25 protein-coding genes are annotated in these 24,708 nt (G+C 65.7%); 10 read left to right on the top strand and 15 right to left on the bottom strand.

All coding sequences use genetic code 11. The features are described from left to right. The first annotated feature begins 4 nt into the window (after window positions 1-4). Window positions 5-943 carry an acyltransferase domain-containing protein gene (locus ACVIIV_RS30160; RefSeq protein ID WP_456747414.1) on the top strand — a complete coding sequence of 313 codons (939 nt, stop codon included), beginning with the start codon at window positions 5-7 and terminating at the stop codon, window positions 941-943. A gap of 241 nt (window positions 944-1,184) precedes the next feature. Here the strand turns inward: ACVIIV_RS30160 and ACVIIV_RS30155 are convergent, their stop codons facing one another. From ACVIIV_RS30155 to ACVIIV_RS30130, 6 genes are all read right to left on the bottom strand, one after another. Beyond that, entirely contained in the window at window positions 1,185-2,462 is a 1,278-nt protein-coding gene (locus tag ACVIIV_RS30155) for a biotin/lipoyl-binding protein (protein ID WP_456747413.1), read from the bottom strand. An 11-nt stretch (window positions 2,463-2,473) separates the two neighbouring features. Beyond that, window positions 2,474-2,677, bottom strand: coding sequence for a DUF1656 domain-containing protein (locus tag ACVIIV_RS30150; protein ID WP_456747412.1), 204 nt, complete (start codon window positions 2,675-2,677; stop codon window positions 2,474-2,476). After that, window positions 2,674-4,530 (bottom strand): FUSC family protein, encoded by a 1,857-nt coding sequence (locus ACVIIV_RS30145; RefSeq protein WP_456747411.1) that lies wholly within the window; start codon window positions 4,528-4,530, stop codon window positions 2,674-2,676. Before ACVIIV_RS30145 ends, ACVIIV_RS30150 begins: the two co-directional genes overlap by 4 nt. Window positions 4,531-4,699: 169 nt before the next feature. After that, entirely contained in the window at window positions 4,700-5,077 is a 378-nt protein-coding gene (locus tag ACVIIV_RS30140; RefSeq protein ID WP_456747410.1) for a response regulator transcription factor, read from the bottom strand. 106 nt (window positions 5,078-5,183) lie between these two features. Further along, window positions 5,184-5,855, bottom strand: coding sequence for a response regulator transcription factor (locus tag ACVIIV_RS30135; RefSeq protein ID WP_456747409.1), 672 nt, complete (start codon window positions 5,853-5,855; stop codon window positions 5,184-5,186). After that, a complete protein-coding gene (locus tag ACVIIV_RS30130; protein ID WP_456747408.1) occupies window positions 5,852-7,729 on the bottom strand; it encodes a PAS domain-containing sensor histidine kinase in 1,878 nt (625 codons plus the stop codon). The genes ACVIIV_RS30135 and ACVIIV_RS30130 overlap by 4 nt, the downstream gene beginning before the upstream one ends. 461 nt (window positions 7,730-8,190) lie before the next feature. On the opposite strand from ACVIIV_RS30130, the gene ACVIIV_RS30125 reads away from it, so the two are divergent. Beyond that, complete coding sequence (locus ACVIIV_RS30125; protein WP_456747407.1) at window positions 8,191-9,045, top strand: helix-turn-helix domain-containing protein; 855 nt, start codon at window positions 8,191-8,193, stop codon at window positions 9,043-9,045. Further along, window positions 9,042-9,296 (top strand): hypothetical protein, encoded by a 255-nt coding sequence (locus ACVIIV_RS30120; RefSeq protein ID WP_456747406.1) that lies wholly within the window; start codon window positions 9,042-9,044, stop codon window positions 9,294-9,296. The genes ACVIIV_RS30125 and ACVIIV_RS30120 overlap by 4 nt, the downstream gene beginning before the upstream one ends. Before the next feature lie 40 nt (window positions 9,297-9,336). On the opposite strand, the gene ACVIIV_RS30115 is transcribed toward ACVIIV_RS30120, so the two are convergent. Then, window positions 9,337-10,704 (bottom strand): amidase, encoded by a 1,368-nt coding sequence (locus tag ACVIIV_RS30115; RefSeq protein WP_456747405.1) that lies wholly within the window; start codon window positions 10,702-10,704, stop codon window positions 9,337-9,339. Beyond that, a complete protein-coding gene (locus ACVIIV_RS30110; protein WP_456747404.1) occupies window positions 10,685-11,881 on the bottom strand; it encodes an MFS transporter in 1,197 nt (398 codons plus the stop codon). The genes ACVIIV_RS30115 and ACVIIV_RS30110 overlap by 20 nt, the downstream gene beginning before the upstream one ends. A 26-nt stretch (window positions 11,882-11,907) precedes the next feature. On the opposite strand from ACVIIV_RS30110, the gene ACVIIV_RS30105 reads away from it, so the two are divergent. Next, the gene (locus ACVIIV_RS30105; RefSeq protein WP_456747403.1) at window positions 11,908-12,243 is read left to right on the top strand and encodes a hydroxyisourate hydrolase; all 336 of its coding nucleotides are present in this window, start codon (window positions 11,908-11,910) and stop codon (window positions 12,241-12,243) included. Here ACVIIV_RS30105 and ACVIIV_RS30100 read toward each other — a convergent pair whose 3' ends face one another. The 4 genes from ACVIIV_RS30100 to ACVIIV_RS30085 are packed head-to-tail and all read right to left on the bottom strand — an operon-like array spanning window position 12,244 to window position 16,128. Further along, entirely contained in the window at window positions 12,244-13,059 is an 816-nt protein-coding gene (locus tag ACVIIV_RS30100) for an ABC transporter permease (RefSeq protein WP_456747402.1), read from the bottom strand. It lies immediately after the preceding gene. After that, entirely contained in the window at window positions 13,059-13,922 is an 864-nt protein-coding gene (locus ACVIIV_RS30095) for an ABC transporter permease (protein ID WP_456747401.1), read from the bottom strand. Before ACVIIV_RS30095 ends, ACVIIV_RS30100 begins: the two co-directional genes overlap by 1 nt. 19 nt (window positions 13,923-13,941) lie before the next feature. Next, a complete protein-coding gene (locus tag ACVIIV_RS30090; RefSeq protein ID WP_456747400.1) occupies window positions 13,942-14,988 on the bottom strand; it encodes an ABC transporter substrate-binding protein in 1,047 nt (348 codons plus the stop codon). Window positions 14,989-15,033: 45 nt separating this feature from the next. Beyond that, complete coding sequence (locus ACVIIV_RS30085; RefSeq protein WP_456747399.1) at window positions 15,034-16,128, bottom strand: ABC transporter ATP-binding protein; 1,095 nt, start codon at window positions 16,126-16,128, stop codon at window positions 15,034-15,036. A 96-nt stretch (window positions 16,129-16,224) separates the two neighbouring features. Here ACVIIV_RS30085 and ACVIIV_RS30080 point away from each other — a divergent pair, with 96 nt between their 5' ends. Then, window positions 16,225-17,613 carry an amidase gene (locus tag ACVIIV_RS30080; RefSeq protein WP_456747398.1) on the top strand — a complete coding sequence of 463 codons (1,389 nt, stop codon included), beginning with the start codon at window positions 16,225-16,227 and terminating at the stop codon, window positions 17,611-17,613. Here ACVIIV_RS30080 and ACVIIV_RS30075 read toward each other — a convergent pair whose 3' ends face one another. Both ACVIIV_RS30075 and ACVIIV_RS30070 read right to left on the bottom strand, forming a co-directional pair. After that, a complete protein-coding gene (locus ACVIIV_RS30075; RefSeq protein ID WP_456747397.1) occupies window positions 17,614-18,363 on the bottom strand; it encodes an aspartate/glutamate racemase family protein in 750 nt (249 codons plus the stop codon). 2 nt (window positions 18,364-18,365) lie between these two features. After that, on the bottom strand, window positions 18,366-19,076 hold the full coding sequence (locus ACVIIV_RS30070) for a GntR family transcriptional regulator (protein ID WP_456748861.1): 711 nt from the start codon (window positions 19,074-19,076) through the stop codon (window positions 18,366-18,368). A 198-nt stretch (window positions 19,077-19,274) separates the two neighbouring features. Between ACVIIV_RS30070 and ACVIIV_RS30065 the strand changes: the two genes are divergently transcribed. From ACVIIV_RS30065 to hydA, 5 genes are read left to right on the top strand one after another with little or no spacing between them, the layout of a single operon-like run. After that, complete coding sequence (locus tag ACVIIV_RS30065; protein ID WP_456747396.1) at window positions 19,275-20,279, top strand: ABC transporter substrate-binding protein; 1,005 nt, start codon at window positions 19,275-19,277, stop codon at window positions 20,277-20,279. Next, the gene (locus tag ACVIIV_RS30060) at window positions 20,263-21,114 is read left to right on the top strand and encodes an ABC transporter permease (RefSeq protein WP_456747395.1); all 852 of its coding nucleotides are present in this window, start codon (window positions 20,263-20,265) and stop codon (window positions 21,112-21,114) included. The genes ACVIIV_RS30065 and ACVIIV_RS30060 overlap by 17 nt, the downstream gene beginning before the upstream one ends. Continuing rightward, a complete protein-coding gene (locus ACVIIV_RS30055) occupies window positions 21,114-21,890 on the top strand; it encodes an ABC transporter ATP-binding protein (protein WP_456747394.1) in 777 nt (258 codons plus the stop codon). The genes ACVIIV_RS30060 and ACVIIV_RS30055 overlap by 1 nt, the downstream gene beginning before the upstream one ends. A gap of 10 nt (window positions 21,891-21,900) precedes the next feature. Beyond that, on the top strand, window positions 21,901-22,632 hold the full coding sequence (locus tag ACVIIV_RS30050) for a maleate cis-trans isomerase family protein (protein ID WP_456747393.1): 732 nt from the start codon (window positions 21,901-21,903) through the stop codon (window positions 22,630-22,632). Further along, window positions 22,593-24,053, top strand: coding sequence for a dihydropyrimidinase (hydA, locus tag ACVIIV_RS30045; protein ID WP_456747392.1), 1,461 nt, complete (start codon window positions 22,593-22,595; stop codon window positions 24,051-24,053). Before ACVIIV_RS30050 ends, hydA begins: the two co-directional genes overlap by 40 nt. Before the next feature lie 27 nt (window positions 24,054-24,080). Here hydA and ACVIIV_RS30040 read toward each other — a convergent pair whose 3' ends face one another. Next, window positions 24,081-24,707, bottom strand: a complete 627-nt coding sequence (locus tag ACVIIV_RS30040) for an FMN-dependent NADH-azoreductase (protein WP_456747391.1) — start codon at window positions 24,705-24,707, stop codon at window positions 24,081-24,083. Between the last annotated feature and the right edge of the window lies 1 nt (window position 24,708).

Genomic DNA, 24,708 nt, shown 5'->3' with positions numbered 1-24,708 from the left:
GATCATGACACTCGCGATCCTGTGCGCGGGACAAGGCAGGCAGCACCGGGAGATGTTCGCCCTCACGGGAGATGCGCCGGCGGCCGCGTCCTTGTTTGCGCACGCGGCGACATTGCTCGGCGGCAGGGATCCGCGCGAATTCGTGCGCCGCGAACCCGATGAGGCCCTGCACCGCAATCGTGCCGGCCAGGTTCTGTGTACCTTGCAGGCGCTCGCCGCGACGGCAGCGCTCGGCGATGCCATTCCACGTGGCGCTATCATTGCCGGCTACAGTGTCGGCGAGGTCGCGGCCTGGGGCGTCGGCGGCCTCTTTGGGGCGACCGCCACGCTCGACCTCGTGGCGCGTCGGGCGGAGGCCATGGATGCAGCGACGCGCGCCGGCGATGGACTGGTCTTCGTCCGCGGTCTCTCGCGAGAGCAGGCCGATCGCCTTTGCGAGCGCCACGGCGCAGCGATCGCCATCGTCAATCCAGGCGATGCTTTTGTCGTCGGCGGTGACCGGGAGGCGCTTGGACAGATCGCCGGAGACGCGCGGGTGATGCACGGCGTTAGGATCGTCGTGTTGCCGGTTGAGGTTGCCTCCCACACCGAACGGCTCGCTGGAGCGTCGGTCGCATTTCGCGAGGCCTTGCGCCTGGCGCCAGTGCGGTTCCCGCCGAGCACCGGTGCGCGCATTCTGAGCGGGGTCGATGCCGCTCCGATCGTCTCGCGCGAGACCGGTCTCGACAAACTCGCCGCGCAGATCTCGCAAACCGTGCAATGGGCAGATTGTCTGCAAGCCTGTGTCGAAGCGGGTGCGACGGGGTTTCTCGAGCTCGGGCCGGGACATGCGCTGAGCGCCATGGCTGCGGACATCGCGCCCGGACTTCCGGCGCGCTCGGTGGATGATTTTAGGAGTCTTGAGGGCGTCCGCAGCTGGCTTACGGAACATATCAGTCGCTAAAGCCGGAAAGTCCTGAACGGACGGTGCGCTCGATCGTGCCTTGTGCTGTCGAAAAAAAGGGGGCCGTCCCTTGGGGGAGGACGGCCCCTGAATGCTCGTATGCCCAGGGAGGAGGGAGGCACGAGCCGTGACTTGGGGGTCTCAGTCACTTCACATGTACCATCGTCGATCCCGCCGCCAGAGTATTTCGCGATCCCCCGCTGTTTCTCATTTTGCATGATTCAGGAGAGGCCCGTGCGCTTCAGGGCAGCCGTGGCGAGGCGTCGATGCCAGGTGTCAAGCCGGGTGCGATCTTGTCTGCCGGCGGAACCGCAGGCTCGCGCGCATGGGGGAGTGCTTCCACCTCGGGCCGCTGCTGCGACGTCGCCTGCAGGCAGTTCGCACGAGGCGGAGGCCCCGCACCGAACAAGCCGGAGACTGGATCGACGAAGTTCTCGCGGAGCCGGTCGAGCCAGGTCTGGCCCTCGCCCACGGAGGGCTGCCGGATCGTCACCGTCGCTGTCATGCCGGAGACGAGCGGCACATCGGGTGGCACGGTGTCGATGGCGAGGCGAACCGGTACGCGCTGCGCGAGCCGCACCCAGGTGTAGATCGGATCCACGTTGGGCAGGCCCTGTGTGCCCGCGGCGGCGTTCGAGACGCTGATGCCGCGCGTCACGGTCTTCACATGTCCCAATATCGGCTTGGAATATCCGACCAGTTGTGCTTCGGCACGATCGCCGACGCAAACCCGCGCCATCTTGGTTTCCTCGAAATAGCCGTCGATCCAGAAACTGTCGGAGTCGATCACGGAGATGTTGCTGACGCCGGTGACGGCATAGTCTCCCGCGCGCAGCAGGAGGTTGGTGACGTAGCCGTCGACGGGGCTGACCACGCTGGTGCGCTTCAGGTTCAGCTCCGCCTGTGCGAGCTGGTGCGCCGCAGCCTCGTAGGCAGCTTTCGCCTGCGCCGCATTGCCTGCATAGATCTGCTGTTCTTCGGGTGTCGTTGCAAGATTGGACAGATGCTGCCGGCGGTCGAACTCGGCCTGCTTTACCACGAGGTCCGCGGCCCGCTGGTCGACCAGAGCCTTGTCGATGCGAACGGCCACCTCGAAGTCGAACGGATCAATCACGTAGAGGACGTCGCCTTTGTGGACGAACTGGTTGTCGGCCACCCGCAGCTCCACGATCTTGCCGGCAACCTGCGGCGCAACGTTGGCGACCTGGACGCGGACACTGCCGTTCCGCGTCCAGGGCGCGGTGACATAGTGCTGCCAGGTCGCAGCCGCCATGACAACTGCGACAAGCGCGATGCCGAGGGTCGCAAGATGCTTGCCGGCACTTCGCATGAAATGGCCGATAGCTTGGCGCAGCGGCCTTGTGGTGGGCGTCGCCCGTGCCGAAGGTCCGAGGCTGTCCGGTGCGCGATCGCTGGTGTCGCGCGCCACGGTCTTCGGCGCGCCGTTCACGGCGTCTGCGGCATCGGCTGGCGGCTCGCCATGAAGCGGGGCGGCGTCCCGGGGCAGGGTAGCTTCCATGACACGTCTCCTCAGAAGAACAGTGCGAGCATGCCGAACATCGACACGTAGAGGCAAAGTTCGGCCAGCGACGGGTTGCTGAAGACTCTCGCGAAGCCGACGAAGCGCAGCAACGGGCGAAGCATGAGGAACGCAAGCAGCGCGATGGCCGCATAGGAGACGATGGGAGCAATGAGCACGCCACCGACGACGAGCTCCCGGTAGGTGTTCGTCATGGCCGTTCGCCCTGGCTGGGGGATTGTGACGGTGCGAATGCGCTGCTTGCCGGAATCAGCATGGCAATGGCCGAATTGGCAGACAGGTTGTTCTGCACTGCCGCCTGGCGCAGCGCCTCGGCAGCCGCAAGGATCGCGGCGCCGTTGTGCTGGGCGAGGGCCTCTCGCGCCTCCTGCGCCACATGGGCGAACGGCTCCTGTGTCAACCGATCCAGTTCGGCGCGGCAACGGCGCAAGGTTTCCGCCTGCTCGAAACAGCGCATCGCTTTGGCCGTGATCGGACCGTTAAGAGCCGAGATGCCGTTTGCGGTCAGGATCTGTTCGATGCGCGCGGCGTCGCGAAACGCGGCTTCTTCTGGCGCGAGGTCTCGTGCTCGCCCGCTGTAGCGGTGGCTCAGCTCGCTCCTGGCCTCTCCCAGCAGCTGCCGCACGCGCCGATCACCCGACAAAGGAGGCAGCAGCGTCTGCGCCGCGAAGACGAGCACCGACGACAGGCAGGCGAACAGGCTCGTCACCAGAAACACTTCGGGGTCGTAGCTCTGCGGATTGGTCGGCGCGAGCACGGCGATCGTGAACACCAGGACGAGCCGGCCGAGCGACGACAGCATCGGGTTCGGCAATGAGATCAGCAGCGCGAGACCGATGACGACAGGCGCAAGGCCAATCGCCAGCAGCTGAAATTCGGACACACCGTTGAAGACGAGGTATTTCAGGATGCCCGCCAGCAAGCAGGCGATCGGCATCGCCGTCATTGTCACCAGCGTGAAGTTCCGTGGCGCGGGCGTCGTCGCGCTGAGGCCGATGATGACCGCAACGAGCGAGAGGCAGAGCTCGGTGCTCGGCCAGCCTATCAGCACGAAGAAGACCGCAATCAGCGTGAATGAGATCGCGGCCCGCGCGCCGGTTTCGGCCGCAATGCGGCGCGAGCCATAGAGCGGCGCGCGCCATACACGATATGGGCGCGTTCCTTCACGCAGGGCATCGAGGCTGCTGCGCACCTGCGCGTTCTTTCGGCTGATCTCGGTCTGGAGCCAGGATCGGGACATCGCTATCAGCCTGGCTGTATCTGTGGAGGGGGCTGGGAGCGCCGCGAGCATGCGGCCGAGAGAGAACGCGCTGACGAGGTCGACCAGCGCGGTGCGCGCGGCCTCGGCTCTCGCCGTCCCGATGCTCGATTCCGTCGTAAGGCTGGCGATCTCCGGACGCACCGCCGCGATGTCATGCAACAGGCTCGCAGCAGCCGGTGCGGAGGCATGCTCGGCAGCCTGCGCGAGGTCCGTGACGCGGCGGTGCAGCGCCTCGATGCGGCTTGTTAGCACCGGATGATAGTTCGGCGCGGCCAGAATCTCGTTCACAAGCGCCACCGCAAGGACCCCGATGCCGATGGCGGCGCCGCGCGCGAGCCCGGTCGGGAACACCTGCAGGGGCGTGTCGATCTGCTGGATCTCGATCAGGGCGACGGTGATGCAGCAGAGCGCGGCCGCATAGGCGCGATTTCCGTCCAGCATAGTGGCGACATAGACGCAGAGTCCGACCCAGATGCCGAGCACTGCGAGCAGGAGACCGTCGGTCTGCGAGAACATGCCCGCGATGGCGATGGATGCCGCAACGCCGATGGTGGTTGCGAGCAGCCGATAGCCTGCCTTTTCCATACCCTGACCGCGTGTCGGCAGCGCCAGAACGGCAACGGTAAGGGCGGAGGACGACGGGGATTCGAGCTCGAGCCAGAAGCTCACATAGAGTGCGAGCAGCATCGCGAGCCATATCCGCAGCGCGAAGGCCCAGGAGCTCGCCGGGAAGCCGGCGAAAATCAGCGGGCGCGGTGCGGCAGCACTGGTAGCATTCACGGGCATGGTGCCTCATCCGCTTCCGGCAGAGCGTGCCGCCCGGCCGAAGTCGATAAAATCGAAGCCGACTATGAGGTTTGCCGGGCCTGCCGGTATTTCCGGTCCGCCAACCCGGTTGCCGGAATGCACGTCTGGTTGGGGAGAAGGGCCGTCGCGCGCGAGACGGACGGACGGGCTACGCCGCCTGGCCGGCCAGCGCCGCTTCGAGACAGCGGATGATCTCGTCGCCGCTGGAGGGCTTGCCAAGGTAGGAATGCGCGCCTGCGGCCATCACGCGCTGGCGTACGGATTCACTTGGAAACGCCGTCATGAAGATGATCGGGAAGCGGCGACCGGCGGCAATCAGCCGTGCCTGCAACTCATCGCCGGTGACGACCGGCATCTGTATGTCGGCAATCATGCATGCCGGATCATCTCCCGGCGCATGCCGCAGGAAGTCCATGCCGGACTCGTAGGCATCGGCCTCGTAGCCGAGCGAACGCACCAGGCTCGCAAGCGAAGTGCGCACGCCTTCATCGTCGTCCACAATCGCAATTACAGGGGTCTTGGCCATTCGCGCACAATCCTGACCGCGGTATTCCGCAAGGCAAAGAGGATATCTCCCGTTGCGCGGCCGATGACGCCTTATGCACCCGAGGGCGGGCCCGCCGAAATTATACTCAGGTTTGATCCGTGGTCCTACGAGTTTGGGAAACTCCGAGCGCCTCGGCCTTGCGAACGAGGTCGGCCAGTGACCTAACCCCCATCTTGCGCATGACGTTCCCGCGGTGGATCTTGACCGTGATCTCGCTGAGGCCGATCAGGGCTGCCACCTGCTTGTTCATCAAGCCGGCGGTGACATGGCCCATGACCTCGCGCTCGCGCGCCGTCAGGGTCTCGTACTGGGCGCGGATGTCCTCCCTGGCCGCGGCTTCGGCACGGTGCTGCGCATCGCGCTCGAGCGCCGCCGTCACCGCGTCAAGCATGTCCTGGTCGCGGAACGGCTTGGAAAGGAAGTCGACGGCGCCAGCCTTCATGGCACGCACCGACATCGGAATGTCCCCGTGGCCGGTCATGAAGATGATGGGATAGCTGATACCCTGCCGGACGAACTGGCTCTGCAGATCGAGCCCGCTCACGCCCGGGAGGCGGACGTCCAGCACGATGCAGCCGGGACCGTCGGGCAGCGAGCCGCCGAGCAATTCGGCCGGCGAGCCGAACAGGCGTGTCTGGAGGCCGACGGATCGGAACAGGCTGTCGAGCGAGGCGCGGATGCCTTCATCGTCGTCGACGACGATGACGATTGCGCTGGAGGGCTGGGCCGGTGGCTGCGCCTGGTTTGGTCGTGTCATGGCAAGGCGTGTTCTTGGCTAAGTGGCAATGTCAGGTGGAATGTCGTTCCCGAGCCCGGAGTGCTCGCCACCGACAATCGGCCGCCGTGAGCTTCCACCGTGGTTCGGCAGATCGCAAGCCCCATGCCCATTCCGCCATCCTTTGTCGTGAAGAACGGATCAAACAGGCGCGGCAGGTCGTCAGGCTGGATGCCCGGGCCGCTGTCCTGCACCGTGATCCCGAGGGTTTCGCTGTCCGCGCTGCCGGCACGCAGGGTGATGGTGCGGGAACCGGGCTGCCCGGACATGGCCTGGCTGGCATTGATCAGAAGATTGACCAGGACCTGTTGCAGCTGAACCCGGTCGCCGCGAATCGGCGGCAGGCCGTGCTGCGACTCGACGGTGAGGGCGACCTCGTCCTTGGCGAGCTCGCGCGCGACCAGTGCGGTCGCCTCCTCGATGATCTCGCTGATTTGCAGAAGATCCCGCTGAGGCGGGGCCTTCTTCAGGAAGGTCCGGATACGGGTCACGATCTCGCTGGCGCGGCGGCCCTGAGCGACGACATGGCCGATCGTCGTCGTAACCTCCTTGAGATCGGGTACGTCGCGCCGCAGCCACCGCAAGCCGGCCTCGCCGCTGGTGACGATCGCCGCCAGCGGCTGGTTCACCTCGTGCGCAATCGACGCGCTGAGCTCGCCGAGTGTGGCAACCCGCGCAGCATGAGCGAGCTCGGCTTGCGCCGCGAGCAGCGCGTCCTGCGCCTGCCGGCGCTCGGTAATGTCGACGACGAAGATGAGCACGTTGTGACCTTCGTCGGATCGAGGCGGAAAGGTGATCGTAAACAGCACGGGGACCTTGCGTCCGTCGAGGCGCACGAGCTCGGTCTCCCCCTCGTGAAACCGCTCTCCTTCCGCAAATGCCACCAGCGCGTCGAGGAAATTGCGATCGTTCTCGCATAGCAGCTTGTCTACGTTCTGGATGAAGGCCGCAGAGCTGCTTGCCCCCGCCATCTTCTGCAGGGCAGGGTTGACGTTGATGATTCTGGCAAGCCCGCGGGCATGCCGGATGAAATCGGGATATCGTCCCAGATAATCGCGCAGGTCCGCACCTCCCGTCGGTAGCGAATCCAGCGCGGTCCGCAGTCCGCTCCAGTCTTCCTCGGCGACGCCGATCCGGCTTGCATCGAACATTCGGCGGTATCGCTGCTCGCTCTGCACCAGCGCGCTGTGCGCCGCCACGCGGTCCGTGACGTCGGTGTGCGTTTCGAGCACGCCGACGGGCTTGCCGAGATGGTCGCGCTGCAAGGCCCATCGGGCATCGACGGCGAGTGCGGCGCCGGCCTTCGTCCGTTGCTCCACCCTGCCTTCCCATCGTCCGGTCTCGAGCAGGCTGGCCTCGATGACTTCCCTGCGGTCGGGATAGCTGGTTCGCAGAAGCTTGTCGGCGAGCTGCCCGAGCGCCTCGTCGGCCGACCAGCCGTAGGTGTGTTCCGCGGCCTTGTTCCAGAAATTGATCACGCCGGCGCGATCACGGACAAAGATCATGTCGTGCGAAAGGTTGAGCAGGCGCGCCTGCGCCGCGAGGCGATTGGTTGCGGCATGATTCTGGAGCGCCAGCAGCGTGGTGATGGCGATGGCTGCGAGGCTCACCAGGGCACGAAGGGCCGGTGAGGCGATGGGCTCGAGATCATGTGATATCAGATACGCGGTGATCGTCAGGGCAGCACAGCCGATCGCGGCGACGATGATGTCGTTGCGCCGATTCGTCCGCGCCGCGAGCAGGATCGCAACCACGTAGAGAACCGCGACCGCGCCCTCGAGCGGCGTCAGCACGTCGACCATGAAGACCACGAGGGCGAAGACGGCGGACCAGAATCGCAAGCCGGCGCGGCTCATGGATGAACCCGTGGGCCGATCAACGTTCGTCATCGTCGCAGGAGCTTCTTCTCATTACCAGCCGCGTTGATGCCGCGATTTGATCGCGCCCACAATATCCCGCCAGCTGATTTTCGTGCTCTCGTGGAAGACTTCGTGGATAGTTGAATTGGCGTGAGTGCCGGCACGGAGATTCCCCTGCGGAACAAGGCTTATCGGTGATTTTGCCGATCGTGGACGCGTCAACTTACCGCAGGCCGGCAGAGCCGTAGGGCTCGAGCGTCAGTCAATGCAGGCGAAGTGTTCCGCTCGCCCTCTCGCCCGGGGATCATACTTACGTATGACGCGGTTAACCCGAGACCTTATCAATGCACCCGCGCGTAGAATGGAGCGCGCGGATCGCCGAATTACTCTGCTCCCATCGCATCCGGACACGCCGGCCAGGCATTTCCCGGTGCGAAATGGGACAAGGAGATTCGACGATGTCGCTGCAGATATCATACCCGCAAAGTGCCAAGGATCATGTCGCCGCCGCAATCGACGTCTCGTCCATCGAGGGCCCGCAGCTGCGGCCATCGAGACGTTCGCCACGCTCCGGCGAGGAGGCAGTGTTGCTCTCCCTCGTGCATCTGGATGTTGCGCTGGCCATTGAACCGCCTGCGCCGGAGGCGCGAGGATCTGGCGATAGCGGGCCGAGCTTCAGGGTGTCTGCGAAATGTCTTGCGCACGCATCCACGGGGGCCGATCGGGAGCCGGGTGCGGACGGGCTCGCGGACCCTGTGATGCGGCGCCTGTCGGATGCACTCGTGGCCACCAGAGCCATGCACCATCCCCATTCCGCCATTCTCGTCGACGCATTGCGTCTGGCCATGTTGACCCGCAAGGCCAGCCGTCGGACGGTGGACGGACGAGGCCAGTCCGAGCCGGCTGAGGGCGATCGCGAAGGGCAAGCCTGCCGGGTGGTGCGGTCGCTGCAAAAATGGCGCCTCAAGCGCGTCATGCAATATATCGACGACAATCTGGACGCGAAGGTCACTCTGCAGCATCTGGCCGCCGTTGCCGGCCTGAGCCGGATGCATTTCGCCGCGCAGTTCCGGGCGGCCGTCGGCATCCGGCCGCACGACTATTTGCTGAAGCGGCGGATCGAGCGAGCTCAGGAATTGCTGCTGCGGGCTGACGGGTCGCTTGTCGACATCGCCTTGAGCGTCGGGTTCCAGACGCAGGCTCATTTCACGACAGTGTTCAAACGCTTCGCCGGCAATACGCCATATCAATGGAGGAGTGCTCGTCTCGCGCAATCTCAGCCGCTGCCGCGCCTAGAGGCGAGGGTGTCATGAGCAGCGTCGGTCTGCAGGCCCTGTTGCTGCCGCTGCTCGGCATTCACTCGACGCTGGCGCACCACGAGCTCATGGGATTGTTCGAGATTACTCGGGTTCTCGGCGCCTCCTATCGCTTCGCATCATCGGGATCCGGGTTAGGCGCCCTTTACGGTCGCTTCACCCTGAACTTCTGCAGGATCATTGTCGGAGGCGTCGTACACCATGCATTAATGGAGCGCTCGATCCAGGGAGCGGTCCCGCAGACTTGAAAGAGACAGGCACTGGACTGATACCGGTCGACGGCAGGACTTACGTTCGCAAGATGGCCTCGATCCCTTGCGCTGCTGTGAGGAGCGAGCGGTCTTGTCCGCGCGCGGCGATGATCTGAAGGCCGAAGGGGAGCCCGCGCCGATCCGTTCCGCACGGAATCGAAATCGCCGGCAGGCGGGCATGATTGACAAAGGGCGTGAACACCGCGTGGGCGCGCGGGCTTACGGCTTTTCCGCCGATCATGTCCGGGCCGAGCTGCGTCAGCGGCCACGCGACGCAGGGGACGGTGGGCGTCAGCAGCAGGTCAATTTCGGTGAAGAAGGCCGCGAAGGCATTGGCGATCGCAGCGCTCGCGAGCAGCGCTCCGGCAACGTCCGCACCCGACCAGGAGAGACCTCGCTCGATCTGCTTGGCGACATCGGGATCGAAGACAGTCGGATCCGTGTGGAAGGTCTCGCCATGGAGCGCCGCCAGACCCGCATGCTGAAGTGGCATAATGGCATCCTCCGTGGCGCCTGACGGCCAGACGGGATCGCGCTGTGTGATGCGCAAACCTGCCGCGAAAAGCCGGTCGACAGCGGAGGCGAGCCCATTCGCGACGACGTCGTCAATCGCGACGTCGAGACCAAGCCGCGGCGAGAACGCGATGCGCTGACCATCGATGTCTTTGGCCTGCTGCGCAACGACGGCAGAGTCCGGATCGCGCGGATCGGCGCCGACCATGGCTTCGAACGCCAGTGCGATATCGGCCGCATCGGATGCGATCGGTGCAATGACGGAGAGGCCGAAGAAGGGCTCGGCGAAACCCGGCCCATAGGGGATTGCGCCATAGGATGGCTTGAAGCCGGCGACCCCGACATGGGCTGGCGGCCTGCGGCTCGAGCCGCCCGCATCGGTGCCGATCGCAAGCGGCACGAGGCCGGCCGCAACCGCAGCGGCCGGGCCGCCCGATGAGCCGCCGGGCGTCAGCGAGGGATCGAGCGGATGCCGCGTTGGCCCGTACAGAGGCGAGGTCGTGACGCCCTTGCAGGCGAACTCGGATGTTGCGCCGATGCCGACGATGACAGCCCCGGCCTTGCGCAGTCGTTCGATCGCAATGGCATCGCGTGGCGCGATGAAATCGCAAAACAGGCGCGAGCCCTGCGTCACGCGCCAGCCGCCGACCCAGATGTTGTCCTTGACGACGACGGGAACGCCGGCGAGCGGCATGGTCTCGCCCATATGCAGGCGATCATCGACCGCCGCGGCGTCGGCCAGCGTGCGTGCAGGATCGGTCGTGACGACCGCGTTCAACGCCTTGGCGGCCTCAATGCGCGCGAGTGCGGCCTTCGCGGTTTCGGTAGCACTCGTCCGCCCGGCCACGACATCGGCCACAATCTCGCGAGCACTATGCGCTGGCATTGTCATGGCCTCCCCAGATCAGTGCCAATGTGCCGCCGAGAGCAAGGCACGCCAAGGCGAAGAAGGCCACGCCAAGGCTGGCCACACCATCCAGGATCGACACCAGCGCCGGCGCCGCAAGGAGGCCGGCGTAGGATGCGGTCAGCACCGCGCCAGTGGTCTCGCCGATCCGCTCCTGCGGGGCGAGGCGCGCGATCTCGGCGATGAAGACGCCGTTCCAGCCCGACGCCGTCAGGCCGAACAGCGCCGCAACCGCGAATTGCCAGGTGCGGCCGAGCGATCCGCCGCCGAGGCCAAGCAGCGCAGCGCAGAAGGCCATGCCGAGGCCGATGACGATAAGCACGGCGCGGGAAGCATCAAGGCGCATGGCAACATAGCCCCAGCCGAGCCGGCCGATCAGGCCGCCGGCTTGCGCGCTGGCGAGCGCCATGCCGGCCTCGATATGGCCAAGGCCGAGCTCGCGGGTGCCGAGCGTGACGAAGACGGTGTTGAGGGATACCTGCATCGCGCTGAACGGCATCGAGGCCAGCGCCAGCGTCGCGATCCGACGATTCGCAATCACCAGCGCCAGCCGCGCGCGCAGATCGAGCTTTGGGGGCGGAATGACCTTGACGGCGTAGGCCGGCCGCAACCATTCGAACAGCAGGATCGCGAGTAGCGCGCAGATGCCCACCACCGCGTAGCACCAGGCCGGTCCGAACGCGATGGCGATCGCGGGCAGGGCCAGCGAGCCGCAGACCGCGCCGATCTGGTTGCCGGTCTGACGCACGGAGAACACGAAGGCGCGCCGCTCGGCGGTGACGAGCCGCGCCAGCAGCGCCGCGCTCGCGGGCGTCTCGGGGCCCATCGCAAGGCCGAGGCAGAGGCCTGCGGCCAGCAAGGCGGCGCTCGATCCGAGCGAGGCCAGTGCCATCCCGACGACGATGGCCGCGGCGCACAGGCTCGCGATCCGCAGCGAGCCAAGGCGCGCAATGAAGCCGCCGCCCCAGAACGAGGCGGGGATGCCGACCGCGAACACCGCGCAGGAAAACATCGAGAGCTGCCAGACCTCGATATGGGCGCGCGGGGCGACCACGCCGGGCGCGAACAAGGCCAGCGCGACGAGGGCCTGCAGCGCGGTCATCGCCCCAAGGGCCGGCAGCAGCGCCGGTGCTGGCCGAGCGGCCGTGTTTCCGTCTACCATGACGGCGTGCTCATGGGAGGAACATTGTGGCAGGCGGCATTTCCATTCACGCGGTCGATGTGGCGAGCGGGCGCCCGGCGCAGGGGCTGCGCGTCGAGATCTGGCGGATTGATCCGGATTCCTTGCGCATCGCCGACGGGCGGCTCGGCGCCAATGGCGTGCTCGATCATTGCGTCGCGCAAGGCGTTGGTGTGACGGAAGGCGAGTACGAGGTGCTGTTTCATCTCGGCGCGTTCTTTGGCGAGCGCGACGGCTTCCTGACCGTGACGCCGTTCCGCTTCCGCATCAAGAACGTTGACGAGCATTTTCATCTGCCGCTGAAATTCACACGCTGGGGCTATTCGCTGTTCCGCGGTGCCTGATCAGTTGGTCAGGCGCCGCGACAGGCCGGTGACGCGCTCCATCACTGCGACCAGCGCGACGGTGGCGATGATCAGCACGCCCGACAGGGCCGCGATGGTGACATCCAGCTTGCCTTCGAGATCCTGCCACATCCGGATCGGCAGCATGTCGGTCGCGGCATCGCGCAGGAACAGCGACACCGGCACGTTGTCGAACGACGACATGAAGGCGATGAAGGCGCCCGCGATGATGCCCGGCCGGATCAGCGGCAGCACGATCCTGCGGAAGGTATAGAGGCGGCTCGCGCCGAGCACGGCCGAGCTTTCGAGCAGGGTCGGCTCGAGCTGGGCGAGGGCTGCGACCGTGTTGCGCACGACATAGGGCACGCAGACCACGGTGTGGCCGATCACCAGCGTCAGCGGCGACACCGGCAGGCCGACCAGCGAGAACAGCATCAGGGCGGCGAGGCCGAAGGCGAGCGCCGGCAGCACCAGCGGCGAGATGAAGAGGGAATCGAGCAGCCGCGCCGACAGCGTCCGCGACCGCGAGATCGCGAGCGCCGCAGCGACGCCGAGCGCCACGGACAGCCCCGTCGCCCACAGCGCGACGATCAGGCTGTTCTTCGCGGCGAAGTGCAGCTGCCAGGCATTCCACAGCTCGGCGTACCAGCGCAGCGAATAGCCCGGCGGGGGGAAGCGCAGCGAGAAGCCGCTGGTGAAGGAGACGATCAGAACCACGAGCGACGGCGCGATGATGATAACAAGCGCGATCACCGCGATCACGATCATGACGAGCTCGAAGCTGATCGCCTCGAGAGTGCGCTTGCGGCCAGCCATCATGCGCCTCCATAACCGCGCGACATGCGGCCGAGCGTGGTGAAGACCGAGACGACCGCGAGCACGGCGAGCAGGAAGATGATCGAGATCGCGGCCGCAAACGGCCAGTTCTGCAGTGTCGAAGCCTGCTGGTAGAGATACATCGGCATGAACAGCATCTGCCCGCCGCCGATCAGCGACTGGGTGATGAAGGCGGTGATCGCGGCGGCATAGGTCAGCGTGCAGCCGGCGATGACGCCGGGCAGCGACAGCGGCAGCACAATCCGGAAAAAGGTGCGCCAGCTTCCGGCGCCGAGCGAGCAGGAGGCATCGTCGAGATTGGGATCGATGCGGCCGAGCGCGGTGATCAGCGGCAACGTCATCAGCGGCATCTGCACCTGCGCCAGCGCGATCACCACGCCGAACTGGGTGTAGAGCAGTTTTAGCGGCGTATCGATGACCCCTAAGGATTGCAGCGTCGCGTTGATGATGCCCTGGCGTCCCAGGATAACGATCCAGGCGAAGGTGCGGACCACGACGCTGGTGAGAAGCGGCAGCAACACGATCAGGATGATGATGGTCTGAAGCTTTGGTCCGACCCGCTGATACAGCCAGGCGATGGGAAAGCCGAGCACGAGGCAGACCGCCGTCACCTCGGCACCCAGCAGCAGCGTCGAGCCGAGCACGCCCAGGCTGAAGGGATCGGTGAGGAAGTGCAGGTACTGGCCGAGCCCCCACTGGAGCCCGGCCGTGTCGTTGTGCAGCGAGAGCCAGAACAATTGCAGCAGCGGCGCGACGAAGAAGAACAGGAAGAACAGCGCCAGTGGCGCTGCCAATCCCATTCCGTAGGACGTCACGTCCCGTGATGCCGGTGCCGCGCCCATGACTCAAACCTTCAACGTCTTAGATCTTGATCTCGCGGTTGAAGCGCTCGATCCAGGCCGAGCGCTGCTCGTTGATCTTCTTCCAGTCCTGGAACACGAACTTCTTCTTCAGCTCGGCCGTGTCCTTGGCCAGCACGCGCGCGATCTCGCCGCCCATCGTCACCTTGGAATTGGTCGGCACGATCAGATAGGGCGGGTTCATCAGCGTGGTCTGCACCTCCGGGGTCAGCGCCGCCTCGATCAGCTTGAAGGCGAGCTCCCGGTTCGGCGAGTTCTTGACGATGTGGATCGTGGTCTTGAAGGCGATGGCGCCTTCCTTCGGGGCCACGAACTCGACCGGAACGCCGCGCGCTTTCAGGATCTGGATGGCGTTGAAATTGCCGGGCGAGATGTCGATCTGGCCCTGCTGGAACAGGGTCGCGAGCGCGCCGGGATTGGCGGCGACCGCGGCGAGGTTGGGCTTGAGCTCTTCCAGCGCCTTGAAGCCGGGATCGACATTGGCCTCGGAGCCGCCGCGCATCTTGGCGATCTCGACCAGCCAGCCGGTGCCGAGGGTCGAGTTGAGGTTGGTGATGCCAACGCGGCCCTTGAACTCCGGCTTCCAGAGATCGGCCCAGGAGGTCGGCGGCGTCTTGACCGCTTCCGGATTGTAGGTGAGGCCGACGACCTGGAAGAACGGGGCGGGACCCATCGGCTCCTGCGCCTCGGCGATCAGGTCCTTGTAGTAGGCGCTCTTCTCGACCGGATATGGCTCGACCAGATCCTGGCCGATCGCGACGAGGGCGGGGCCGGGATCGTGCAGCATGACGTCGATCGGCGGATTGGCCTTGGCGGCGTTGACCTTCGCGATCTGGTCGACCGAGAGCATGGGGTCGAGCACGATGGCGGCGTCCGCATTGGCTTTACGGAACGCCGGCACCAGCACGGCCTTGTGAGCTTCCTCCCAGCTACCGGTGAAGGTCGCAAACACCAGCGGTCGGGCCTGGGCGTAGCTGAGGCCTGGAAACGCCTTCATGGCGCCGAGTGTGAGCGCCGTGGTCAGCAGGCTTCTGCGGTTCATAATCATGTCGAACTCCCCTCTGGACTGGATCTAAAGCGTTCTGGACTGGATCTAAAGCGTTGCGGGAAAGGCGTTGGCGAGCGATGGGGCGAGCGGCGCAAGGCGCACCGCAGCCCCGTTCTCCAGCGCGCGCGTCTCGCCGATGCGCGCCTGGGAAACCTTGACGCCGGAGCCGTCGGCCGTGGTGACTTCGTGCACGACGGTGGCGCCCAGCGGCAGCGACATGCCGACTACGCCGGCAAAGCCGGTCTGGTCGCCGACGAATTGCAGATGCTCGGGGCGGATGCAGACTGTGACGCGGCCTCCCTCGGCGAGGGCGCCGCCCGCCGGCCTTGCGATGATCTCCGCGCCGGCATCGAGCCGCACCTTTGCGGCGGTGCGATCCGCCGAGACCACGACACCCGGCATGCGGTTGGTGGAGCCGACGAAGGTGTTCACGAACAGTGTCTGTGGGCGGTCGTAGACGTCCGACGGCGAGCCGAACTGCTCGAGCTTGCCATGGCTCAGCACGGCGACACGATCGGCCATCGACAGTGCCTCTTCCTGGTCGTGGGTCACGATCAGCGTGGTGATGCCGGAGACGCGTTGCAGCCGCTTGACCTCGATCTGCATGTCGAGCCGCAGATTCTTGTCCAGCGCGGCGAAGGGCTCGTCGAGCAGCAGGATCGACGGCTTGATCGCGAGTGCGCGGGCGAGCGCCACGCGCTGCTGCTGGCCGCCGGAGAGCTGCCGCGGCAGCCGCTCGGCCATAGCAGGCAGCTGCACCAGCTCCAGCAGGCGCTGCGCCTCGCGCTGGCGCGTCGCCTTGTCGATGCCGCGGGCAGCGAGGCCATAGGCGACGTTCTCGCTGATCGACAGGTGCGGGAACAGCGCGTAGTTCTGGAACACGATGCCGACCGCGCGCTTGTTCGGCGGCAGCGCATCGACGATGTCGTCGCCGATGATGATCCTCCCTTGCGTCTGCGCGATGAAGCCCGCGATGATGCGCAAGAGCGTTGTCTTGCCGCAGCCGGACGGGCCGAGCAGGGCAATGATCTCGCCGCCCTTGATGTCGAGATTGATGTTCTCGACCGCGAGCGTGCCACTCGGATACCGGTGGGTGACCGCATCGACGACGAGCGATCGGCCGCTTGGCGCATCAGCCATGGTGTTGCCTCCCGTTGCCCCAGAGGAGAAAGCAAGTCTCGTGCCCGCGTGCCCGCGCCTGTCGCTTTTCGGCGTGCGCTCGGGCATGGTGGCCCGATGACATCGGATCGATCGATATGCGACCTCAACGCCACGGAGCTTGCGCGCGCCATTGCGAGGCGCGAGCTGTCCTCGTCTGAGGCCGTCGAAGCGCATCTTGCGCGGATTGCAGACCACGATAGCCAATTGGCGGCATTCGTGACGGTCGATGCGGACGGCGCCCGCCGCGCCGCGCAGATATGCGATGCGGCAGCTGCGCCAATCGGCCCGCTGCATGGCGTGCCCATTGGGATCAAGGATCTCACCGACACGGCGGGACTTGCGACGACTTACGGATCCGCGCTGTTTCGCGATCACGTGCCACGCGAGGATGATCTCGTGGTGGCGCGGCTGCGGCGCGCCGGCGCGATTGTTCTCGGCAAGACCAACACGCCGGAGTTTGGCTTCGGCGCGGTCTGCACCAACAAATTGTGCGGGCCGACACGCAATCCATTCGATCCCGCGCTCACCTCGGGCGGATCGTCCGGCGGCTCTGCCGTCGCGGTCGCGGCCGGCATGGTGCCGCTGGCGCATGGCACCGATTTCGGCGGCTCGGTGCGCACGCCCGCCAGCTTCTGCGACGTCGCCTCGATCCGGCCGACGCCCGGCCGCATTCCGTCGCCACGCCGGCCGCTCGGCTGGGACATGCTGGCCACCCACGGCTTCCTCGGGCGCGGTGTGGACGATCTCGAACTTGCGCTGTCCGTCTGCGCCGGAAGCGATGCGAACGATCCGATCTCGACCAGTGTCGTCAGCGACGACCGGCCACTTGCTGGACGTCCGCGGATTGCAGTCACGCCCGATTTCGGCGTCGCGCCGGTTGCGCGCGAGGTTCGTGCGCGCTTCGCTGCGGCTTGCGAGGCGCTCGCGCATGTTGCCGATATCGTGCCGTCCTCGCCCGATTGTGGCGGCGCGATCGAAACTTTTCGCGCCCTGCGCGCCGCGCACATCGCCAACAGCTATGGCGAGTTGCTGAGGACGCGACGTGCGGAGCTCACGCCGACGGTGATCTGGAACATCGAGGCCGGCGCAAACCTGTCCGCGCAGGACTACCTTAACGCCGAACGGCGCCGCACCGCGATCTACCGCAGCTTCCGCGAGCTGTTCACCGGTGCCGATTTCCTCGTGGCGCCGGTGGCGTCCGTCTTGCCCTGGCCGAATGAGATCAGCGACGTCACCGCCATCGATGGCGCCGTGCTGGAGACGCCGATCGACTATCTCGCCGTCACCTTCATCGTGTCGCTGGCCGGTTTCCCGGTGCTGACCCTGCCGGTGCCGCGAGGGGAAAATGAGCTGCCCTTCGGTGTCCAGATCGTTGCGCCGCCGGGATGCGAATCCCGCTTGTTTGCCTTCGGCCGCATTCTCGAAAACGAACTGGGTTTTTCGCATCGCCGGCCGCCTCTCTGATCAGCTGTCGCGATGCTCGAGCCGGGCGGCAAGGGCGTCGGCAAGGCCAATGGTCGGCTTGGCGGCAGGCCGGCGATACGTGCCCGCGGTTGCCTTGCGGAGCCGCAGCGCATGAAGCGCTTCGGCTTGCTTCACGGAGGCTATGACCTGATCGACCACGGGGACGGGGATCCGGTCGGCGACGCGCTCGGCAAGGCCCGAGAGCGGGGCGCCCGCAAAGATCAACACATCGGCCTCGTCCTCGACGATGGCGCGCCGGGCGAGCTCGACCAGCACATCTTCCTTCTCGGTGCCGACCTCGGAGATCGCCTGAAAGGGCGTATCGAGCATGCGGATGCCGGCGCAGCGCTCCCAGAGCCCGTGGGCGCGCACGCATTCCTCGTACCAGGGGCCCAGCGCCTGGGCGAAGGTGACGATGGCAAAGCGGCGTCCGACCATGCAGGCGGTCAGCATCGCGGCTTCCGCCATGCCGATCACGGGAATGTCGAAGGTCTCGCGTGCGGCGAACAGGCCGGGATCGCCGAACGCCGCGATGATCGCGGCATCAACCTTGCTGTGCTGCTCGGCCAGCATCTCCAGCGCGATGGCGCCGCCGATCTGCGCCTCGGTGCGCGTCGCGATATAGGGCACGCCGCGGGTCGCGGTGCACGGGATCAGCTCGGTGCCTGATGAGGCTGCGCGCTGCCCGACCCCCATCATCAGTTGCGTGACCTCGGTGCTGGTGTTCGGATTGAGCAGCAGCAGCTTCATGACTACGCCGCCGTCCGCTTGGCCTGAGGGTCGGCGAGGACTTCGAGCAGCGCCGTGCCGGTGCGCGCGACATGGGCGCCGAGCAGGCGGCCGGCAGCTTCGCCATCGCGCGCTTCGAGCGCGGCGAGGATATCGGCGTGCTCGTCGACTGAATTGCTCCAGCGCCTGTCGGCGCCGAGCGCGAGATAGCGCGCACGTTCGGCGCGGGAGATCAGCGTCTCGTGCGCCTCGCGCAGCGGGGTGTTGCGGGCCATGCGGACGATGATGTTGTGGATCTCGCCGTTGATGGCGAAATAATCGTCGAGCTTGCCGTTGCGATGATGACCCTCCATCCGGGTCTGAAGCGTGCGCAAGCGGGCGAGATCACGTGCGGTGGCGCGCTCCGCGGCGAGCTCGGCGGCGAGCCGCTCGATGCCGGCCAGGGCCTCGAACAATTCCGAGATGCCTTCCACCGCGATATCGGCAATGCGCGGGCTGCGGTTGGGGCGAAGCTCGATCAATCCTTCCGCCGCCAGCACCTTCATCGCCTCGCGCAACGGGGTGCGCGACACGCCGAGCTCCTTCGACAGCTTGGTCTCCTGGGTCTGGGACCCCGGCGGCAACTCGCCGCGAATGATCATCGTCCGCATCCGCGCGGCGGCTCGCTCATGCAGGCCCATCCGCTTGAGTTTGGGCGACTTTCGTCCCTTTGGCGCTTCCGATTTTGCCTGCACGCGTTCCTCGCTTCTCACGTTGATCCTAGCCGTTTCCGGCCCCTTGGCCTGCCTAGAATACTGACGTATCTCGCTGAAAACAATGGCATAGCGCGTAAATTGTATGCAGCATGCAGAAACTGGATTGCGTTGCGGCGAAGAGCGACGGATGATCCTGCGCGACGCGCGAGATCTCGCGCCTTCGAAACGGAGTAAGCGATGCGGACGAGTTTGCGACTGGGCCTCGTGGCGATGGCGGCAATGCTTGGCGGAAGCGATCCTGCCTCGGCGCAGACCGCGAAGATCAAGCTCGGCTACGCCAAATGCGCGCACTGCCTGCCGATGTCGCTGATCCCTGGTTTGGCCAAGACCATCGAGGTCGAGGCCACCGGCTTCAACTCCGGCAATGATGTGCTCACCGCGCTGGTGTCGAAGAGCATCGACGTTGCGCAGGTCACCTACCTCCACTACATCACCGCGCTCGACAAAGGTTTTGACGTCGTCGCCGTGTCGGGTCAGATCAATGGCGGCTCGGAATGTCTCTCCTCCGCGAAGCTGAACCTGCCGCCCGAGGACTGGGCCACGTTCAAGACGACCGTTGCGAAGGCGAAGAGCGACGGTCAGCCGCTGAAGGTCGCAGCGTCCCGCGGCAATGCGCAGGACATCCACATGCGCGGCGCGTTCCTCAAGCAGGGCGTCGATCCCAACAAGGACATCCAGTTCATCAACATTCCCAATCCGTCCGACCATCTCGCAGCGCTCCAGCGCGGCGAGGTCGACATGATCTGCTCAGTCGAGCCGTTCGCCTCGCAGATCCGGCTCGCCGGCGCCGGCAAGCATTTTGTGCTGCCGTATGAGCAGGCTGCCGGAAATCTCACGAATCTGATCGTCACCCGTTCCGACGTGATCGCGAGCCAGCGGGCCGGCGTCCAGGGCGTCGTCGGCGCGGTGGTCGAGCTCGACAACAAGCTGATCGCCGACAAGGCGCCGTGGGTCGACGTCATCAACAAGCTCACCGGCCTCGACAAGAATGTGGCGACCGAGGCGCTGAAGAATGCCTCGCCGGATCCTGCGATCCATCGGTCGCAGACGCTGGCGATCGCCGCGATGATGCGCGACCTCAAATATATCTCGAAGGATGTCTCCGCGGACGCGGAGAAGAACATGGACTATTCGTTCCTGGAGCGGGCCACCGGAAAGGCCAAGAATGACCTCGGTTACTGACCTCTCGCCCGCAAGGCCGGCGTTTCGGCTGACGCGGGCATTCCAGGGGTTCGAACGCCTCGTCGTGCCTGCGCTGCTGATCGCGGGCTGGGAGGCCTTTGCCCGCAGCGGAATGCTTCCGCCCGCGCTGCTGCCGGCGCCGAGTGCGGTGCTGCATGCGCTCGGCGACTGGGTGTTCGGCTTCGACGAGACTACGCAGACCTATTCCGGGCACTGGCTGCGCGATGCGCTCGCCAGCGCGCTTCGCGTGTTTGGTGGGTTTGCGCTGGCAAGTCTGCTCGGCATCCTCGCCGGTGTCGCCATCGGCTGGTCGCGCCTGTTCGAGAAGACGCTGGAGCCGACGTTGCAGATGCTGCGTCCGATCCCGCCGGTGTCCTGGATTCCGCTCGCGATCATCTGGTTCGGCATCGCCGACAAGCCGGCGATCTTCCTCGTCTTCCTCGGCGCCTTCTTTCCCGTGCTGATGAACAGCATCCATGGCGTCAAGACCGTGGACCACAATCTCGTGCGCGCCGGCGCGATGATGGGCGCAAATGGCCGGCAAATGCTGACCGACATCGTGCTGCCGGCAGCGCTGCCGTCGATCTTTGCCGGCTTGCGCATTGCGGTCGGCTCGGCCTGGATGCTGACGGTCACGGCCGAGATGGTCGCGGTGAAGAGCGGCCTCGGCTATGTATTGTGGGATTCCTATTACTTCCTGCGCTACGACATCGTGCTGGCGGCGATGATCTCGATCGGGCTGCTCGGTTATCTCTCCGACCTCGGCCTCAAGGCGATCATGGCGCGCGCGCTGCGCTGGCAGCAGACAACCACCGTGCAGGGCAGGGCGAGCTGATGGCGGCAATCGAGCTTCGCAACATCGTCAAGGTGTTTTCGGACAAGCGTCGCGGCCGCGACCTCTTGACGTTGGACAACATCAATCTCGACATCGAGGCCAACGACTTCATCTGCCTGCTCGGGCCCTCCGGCTGCGGCAAGTCGACACTCCTGAACATCATCGCCGGCTTCGAGCAGGCGACCTCCGGCCGGACGCTGGTCGACGGCAAGCAGGTGGAGCGGCCCGGTTCGGACCGCGGCGTGGTTTTCCAGCAGCCGACGCTGATGCCGTGGCTGACGGCGATCGACAACATCGCCTTCCATCTCAAGCTCAAGGGCGTCGCAAAGGCTGAGCGCCACCACCGCGCCATGGAGTTCATCGATCTCGTCGGCCTGCGCGGTTTCGAGCACCACCATCCCTCCGAAATGTCCGGCGGCATGAACCAGCGCGTCGGCATCGCCCGCGCGCTGCTGATGAACCCGAGCGTCATTCTGATGGATGAGCCGTTCGCGGCGCTGGACGCCCAGACCAAGCTTGAAATGCAGGAGGAGCTGGTCGCGATCTGGCAGAAGCGCCGCTGCACCATCGTGTTCGTCACCCACAGCGTCGACGAGGCGCTGGTGCTCGGCAACAAGATCGTGGTGATGACAAGGCGGCCGGGACGGATCCGCGAGGCCGTCAATTTCGACTTGCCGCGCCCGCGCGACATCACCAGCCCGGAGTTCAACGACGCCAAGCGCCACATCCTGGCTTTGATCCGGGAGGAGTCGACGCGGCTTGCGCAGGCGTCGTAAGGTTAAGGCCATGCGCAAGCGTCTCGGCATGATCACGCCGTCCTCCAACTCGGTGCTCGAACCCATCACGAGCGCTATGCTGGCGGGCGCCCCCGGCATCACCGCGCATTTCTCGCGCTTCCGCGTTACCGAGATTGCGCTCGACGCTGCCGCGCTCAGCCAGTTCGACGCATCCGTGATGCTACCGGCCGCGGACCTGCTGGCGGATGCCAAGGTTGACGCGATCGCCTGGAATGGCACGTCCGCAAGCTGGCTCGGGATCGGCCGCGACAGGAGCCTGTGCGAGGCTATCACGGCGCGCACGGGCGTGCCTGCGACGACGTCGACGCTCGCCTGCATCGATGCAGCCCGCGCGCTCGGCGCCAAGCGCGTCGGCCTGGTCTCGCCCTATACGGACAATGTACAGCGGCGCATCGCCGACGTCTGGGCCGAGGAGGGTGTTGCCCCTCACGCAGAGCGGCACCTCGGTTTGCGCGACAACTTTTCCTTCGGCGAGGTCGAGCCCTCGACGATTGCGGACATGATCCGCGCCGTGGCAGCGGAGCAGGCGGACGCCGTCGTGATCCTCTGCACCAATCTCGATGGTGCGGCGCTCGCGGCCATGCTGGAGCGGGAGCTGAATATCGCCGTGCTCGATTCGGTCGCGGTGACGCTGTGGCGATCCCTCGGCCTCGCCGGCGGCGACGTTACGGCCCTTGCGCAATGGGGCCGGATCTTCCAGACATCAGCGGTCATCAAGTGACGGAGACATCAGTGACGCAGCTCGATCTCGCCATTCGCGGCGGCACAATCGTGACGGCCAGCGATGAGTTCCGCGCCGATATCGGTATTCGCGACGGCCGCATCGTGAGCATTGCCGATCATCTCGAGAGCGCGGCGCGCGAGATCGATGCGACGGGCCTGCTGGCGCTGCCGGGCGGCATCGACAGCCATGTCCACATCTCGCAAGCCTCGGGCCCCGACGTGGTCATGGCCGACGACTTCGCCTCGGCGACGCGCGCGGCGGCGGCCGGCGGCAACACCATGGTGCTGCCCTTCGCGCTGCAGGAGAAGGGGACGTCGCTGCGGACCTGCGTCGAGAGCTACCGCAAGCTCGCCGAAGGCGAATGCTATATCGACACCGCGTTCCACCTCATCATCTCCGACCCGACTGCGGTCGTGCTCGGGCAGGAGCTGCCGGCCCTGGTCAAGGACGGCTACACCTCCTTCAAGGTGTTCATGACCTATGACGACCTCGTGCTCAGCGACAAGCAGTTGCTCGAAGTGTTCGAGGTCGCGCGCCGCGAGGAGGCGCTGGTGATGGTCCATTGCGAGGGCTATGACGCCATCCGCTTCCTCACCAGCAAGCTGGAGCGCGAGGGCCACATCGCACCCTATTTTCACGGGGTGTCGCGGCCCCAGGCGGTCGAGCGCGAGGCGACGCACCGTGCCATCAGCCATGCCGAGGTGATCGGCGTTCCCATCATGATCGTGCACGTCTCCGGGCGCGAGGCGATGGAGCAGGTGCGCTGGGCCCAGCAGCGCGGCCTGCCCGTTCATGCCGAGACCTGCCCGCAATACATCACGCTGACGGCCGACGACATGAAGGGCCTCAACATGGACATCACGGGCGCGAAATATGTCTGCTCGCCGCCGCCACGCGATGTCGAGAGCCAGGAGGCGATCTGGGAAGGCATCACGTCAGGCGTGTTCCAGACCTTCTCGTCCGATCACTGCCCGTTCCGCTACGACGATCCCAAGGGCAAGCTGACGCCGAATTCCCGCACCTCGTTCCGCTGGGTGCCGAACGGCATCCCCGGCGTCGAGACCCGGCTGCCGATCCTGTTCTCCGAAGGCGTCTCGAAGGGCCGCATCACCCTGCAGAAGTTCGTCGAACTGACGGCGACCAATCACGCGAGGATTTACGGTCTCTATCCGCGCAAGGGCTCGATCGGCGTCGGCTTCGATGCCGACATCGTTCTCTGGGATCCCAAGTTGAAGAAGCCCATCCGGCAGGCCGATCTGCATCACGGCTCGGACTATACGCCCTGGGAGGGTTTCGAGGTCACGGGATGGCCGGTGACGACGATCGCCAGGGGACAGGTGGTCTGCAGCCAGGGTCGGATCGTCGGCACCAAAGGCGCGGGCCAGGTGCTGAGCCGGGGCAAGTCGAGCCTGATCTGATCCAGCTCGACACGCCGCCATCGCGCGTCAGAAGGTCGCGGCGATGGCGGCGAGGCGTTGATGGGCCCGTTCACGGGCTGCATCGATCGGCTGCTGCGGTCCGGTGGTTGGACCGATCAGCACGAAACGGACATTGCTGATTCCGATGAAGCGCAGGATTTCCCTTAAATAAGGCGTCGCCATATCGATGCGGCCGCGGTTCATTCCGGTGGCAAAATCGCTGCCGCTGGCGATGATGACCAGCGTCGGCCGATCCTGCAGCAGCGGGAAATATCCCTGGGACGGATCGAACCGGAAGGTGAGCCCCGGCTGGACGATGATGTCGAACCACTGCTTGAGCTTGTAGGGAAGGCCAAAGTTCCACATCGGGGTCGAAATCAGCACGCGGTCGGCGAGCGAAAAGCGCAGCGCCAGTCGCTCCGCCTCGGCAAAGCTGTCGCGTTGCACCTCGGTGAAGGCTTCAGCCTTCATGCGCGCATATTTGGCCTCGACGATGGGGCCCGTGAATTCCGGCATCCGCTCGCGCCAGATGTCCACGACATCGACGTCCCAATCCGGACGAGCCTGGCGGAATCCGTCGAGAAAGATGCGCGCGCCGGCAGTCGATTCGGACTCGGCGCGTGGCGAGCAGGACAGGTGCAGGAGCTTTGCCACA

The organism is Bradyrhizobium sp. USDA 4354 (assembly GCF_054060315.1).
This window is presented reverse-complemented; position numbering and strand designations above follow the sequence as displayed.

Coding starts and splice junctions, on each gene's coding strand:
- ACVIIV_RS30160 (WP_456747414.1), top strand. CDS start 5: ATGACACTCGCGATCCTGTGCGCGGGACAAGGCAGGCAGCACCGGGAG.
- ACVIIV_RS30155 (WP_456747413.1), bottom strand. CDS start 2,462: ATGGAAGCTACCCTGCCCCGGGACGCCGCCCCGCTTCATGGCGAGCCG.
- ACVIIV_RS30150 (WP_456747412.1), bottom strand. CDS start 2,677: ATGACGAACACCTACCGGGAGCTCGTCGTCGGTGGCGTGCTCATTGCT.
- ACVIIV_RS30145 (WP_456747411.1), bottom strand. CDS start 4,530: ATGCCCGTGAATGCTACCAGTGCTGCCGCACCGCGCCCGCTGATTTTC.
- ACVIIV_RS30140 (WP_456747410.1), bottom strand. CDS start 5,077: ATGGCCAAGACCCCTGTAATTGCGATTGTGGACGACGATGAAGGCGTG.
- ACVIIV_RS30135 (WP_456747409.1), bottom strand. CDS start 5,855: ATGACACGACCAAACCAGGCGCAGCCACCGGCCCAGCCCTCCAGCGCA.
- ACVIIV_RS30130 (WP_456747408.1), bottom strand. CDS start 7,729: ATGAGCCGCGCCGGCTTGCGATTCTGGTCCGCCGTCTTCGCCCTCGTG.
- ACVIIV_RS30125 (WP_456747407.1), top strand. CDS start 8,191: ATGTCGCTGCAGATATCATACCCGCAAAGTGCCAAGGATCATGTCGCC.
- ACVIIV_RS30120 (WP_456747406.1), top strand. CDS start 9,042: ATGAGCAGCGTCGGTCTGCAGGCCCTGTTGCTGCCGCTGCTCGGCATT.
- ACVIIV_RS30115 (WP_456747405.1), bottom strand. CDS start 10,704: ATGACAATGCCAGCGCATAGTGCTCGCGAGATTGTGGCCGATGTCGTG.
- ACVIIV_RS30110 (WP_456747404.1), bottom strand. CDS start 11,881: ATGGTAGACGGAAACACGGCCGCTCGGCCAGCACCGGCGCTGCTGCCG.
- ACVIIV_RS30100 (WP_456747402.1), bottom strand. CDS start 13,059: ATGGCTGGCCGCAAGCGCACTCTCGAGGCGATCAGCTTCGAGCTCGTC.
- ACVIIV_RS30095 (WP_456747401.1), bottom strand. CDS start 13,922: ATGGGCGCGGCACCGGCATCACGGGACGTGACGTCCTACGGAATGGGA.
- ACVIIV_RS30090 (WP_456747400.1), bottom strand. CDS start 14,988: ATGATTATGAACCGCAGAAGCCTGCTGACCACGGCGCTCACACTCGGC.
- ACVIIV_RS30085 (WP_456747399.1), bottom strand. CDS start 16,128: ATGGCTGATGCGCCAAGCGGCCGATCGCTCGTCGTCGATGCGGTCACC.
- ACVIIV_RS30080 (WP_456747398.1), top strand. CDS start 16,225: ATGACATCGGATCGATCGATATGCGACCTCAACGCCACGGAGCTTGCG.
- ACVIIV_RS30075 (WP_456747397.1), bottom strand. CDS start 18,363: ATGAAGCTGCTGCTGCTCAATCCGAACACCAGCACCGAGGTCACGCAA.
- ACVIIV_RS30065 (WP_456747396.1), top strand. CDS start 19,275: ATGCGGACGAGTTTGCGACTGGGCCTCGTGGCGATGGCGGCAATGCTT.
- ACVIIV_RS30060 (WP_456747395.1), top strand. CDS start 20,263: ATGACCTCGGTTACTGACCTCTCGCCCGCAAGGCCGGCGTTTCGGCTG.
- ACVIIV_RS30055 (WP_456747394.1), top strand. CDS start 21,114: ATGGCGGCAATCGAGCTTCGCAACATCGTCAAGGTGTTTTCGGACAAG.
- ACVIIV_RS30050 (WP_456747393.1), top strand. CDS start 21,901: ATGCGCAAGCGTCTCGGCATGATCACGCCGTCCTCCAACTCGGTGCTC.
- hydA (WP_456747392.1), top strand. CDS start 22,593: ATGGGGCCGGATCTTCCAGACATCAGCGGTCATCAAGTGACGGAGACA.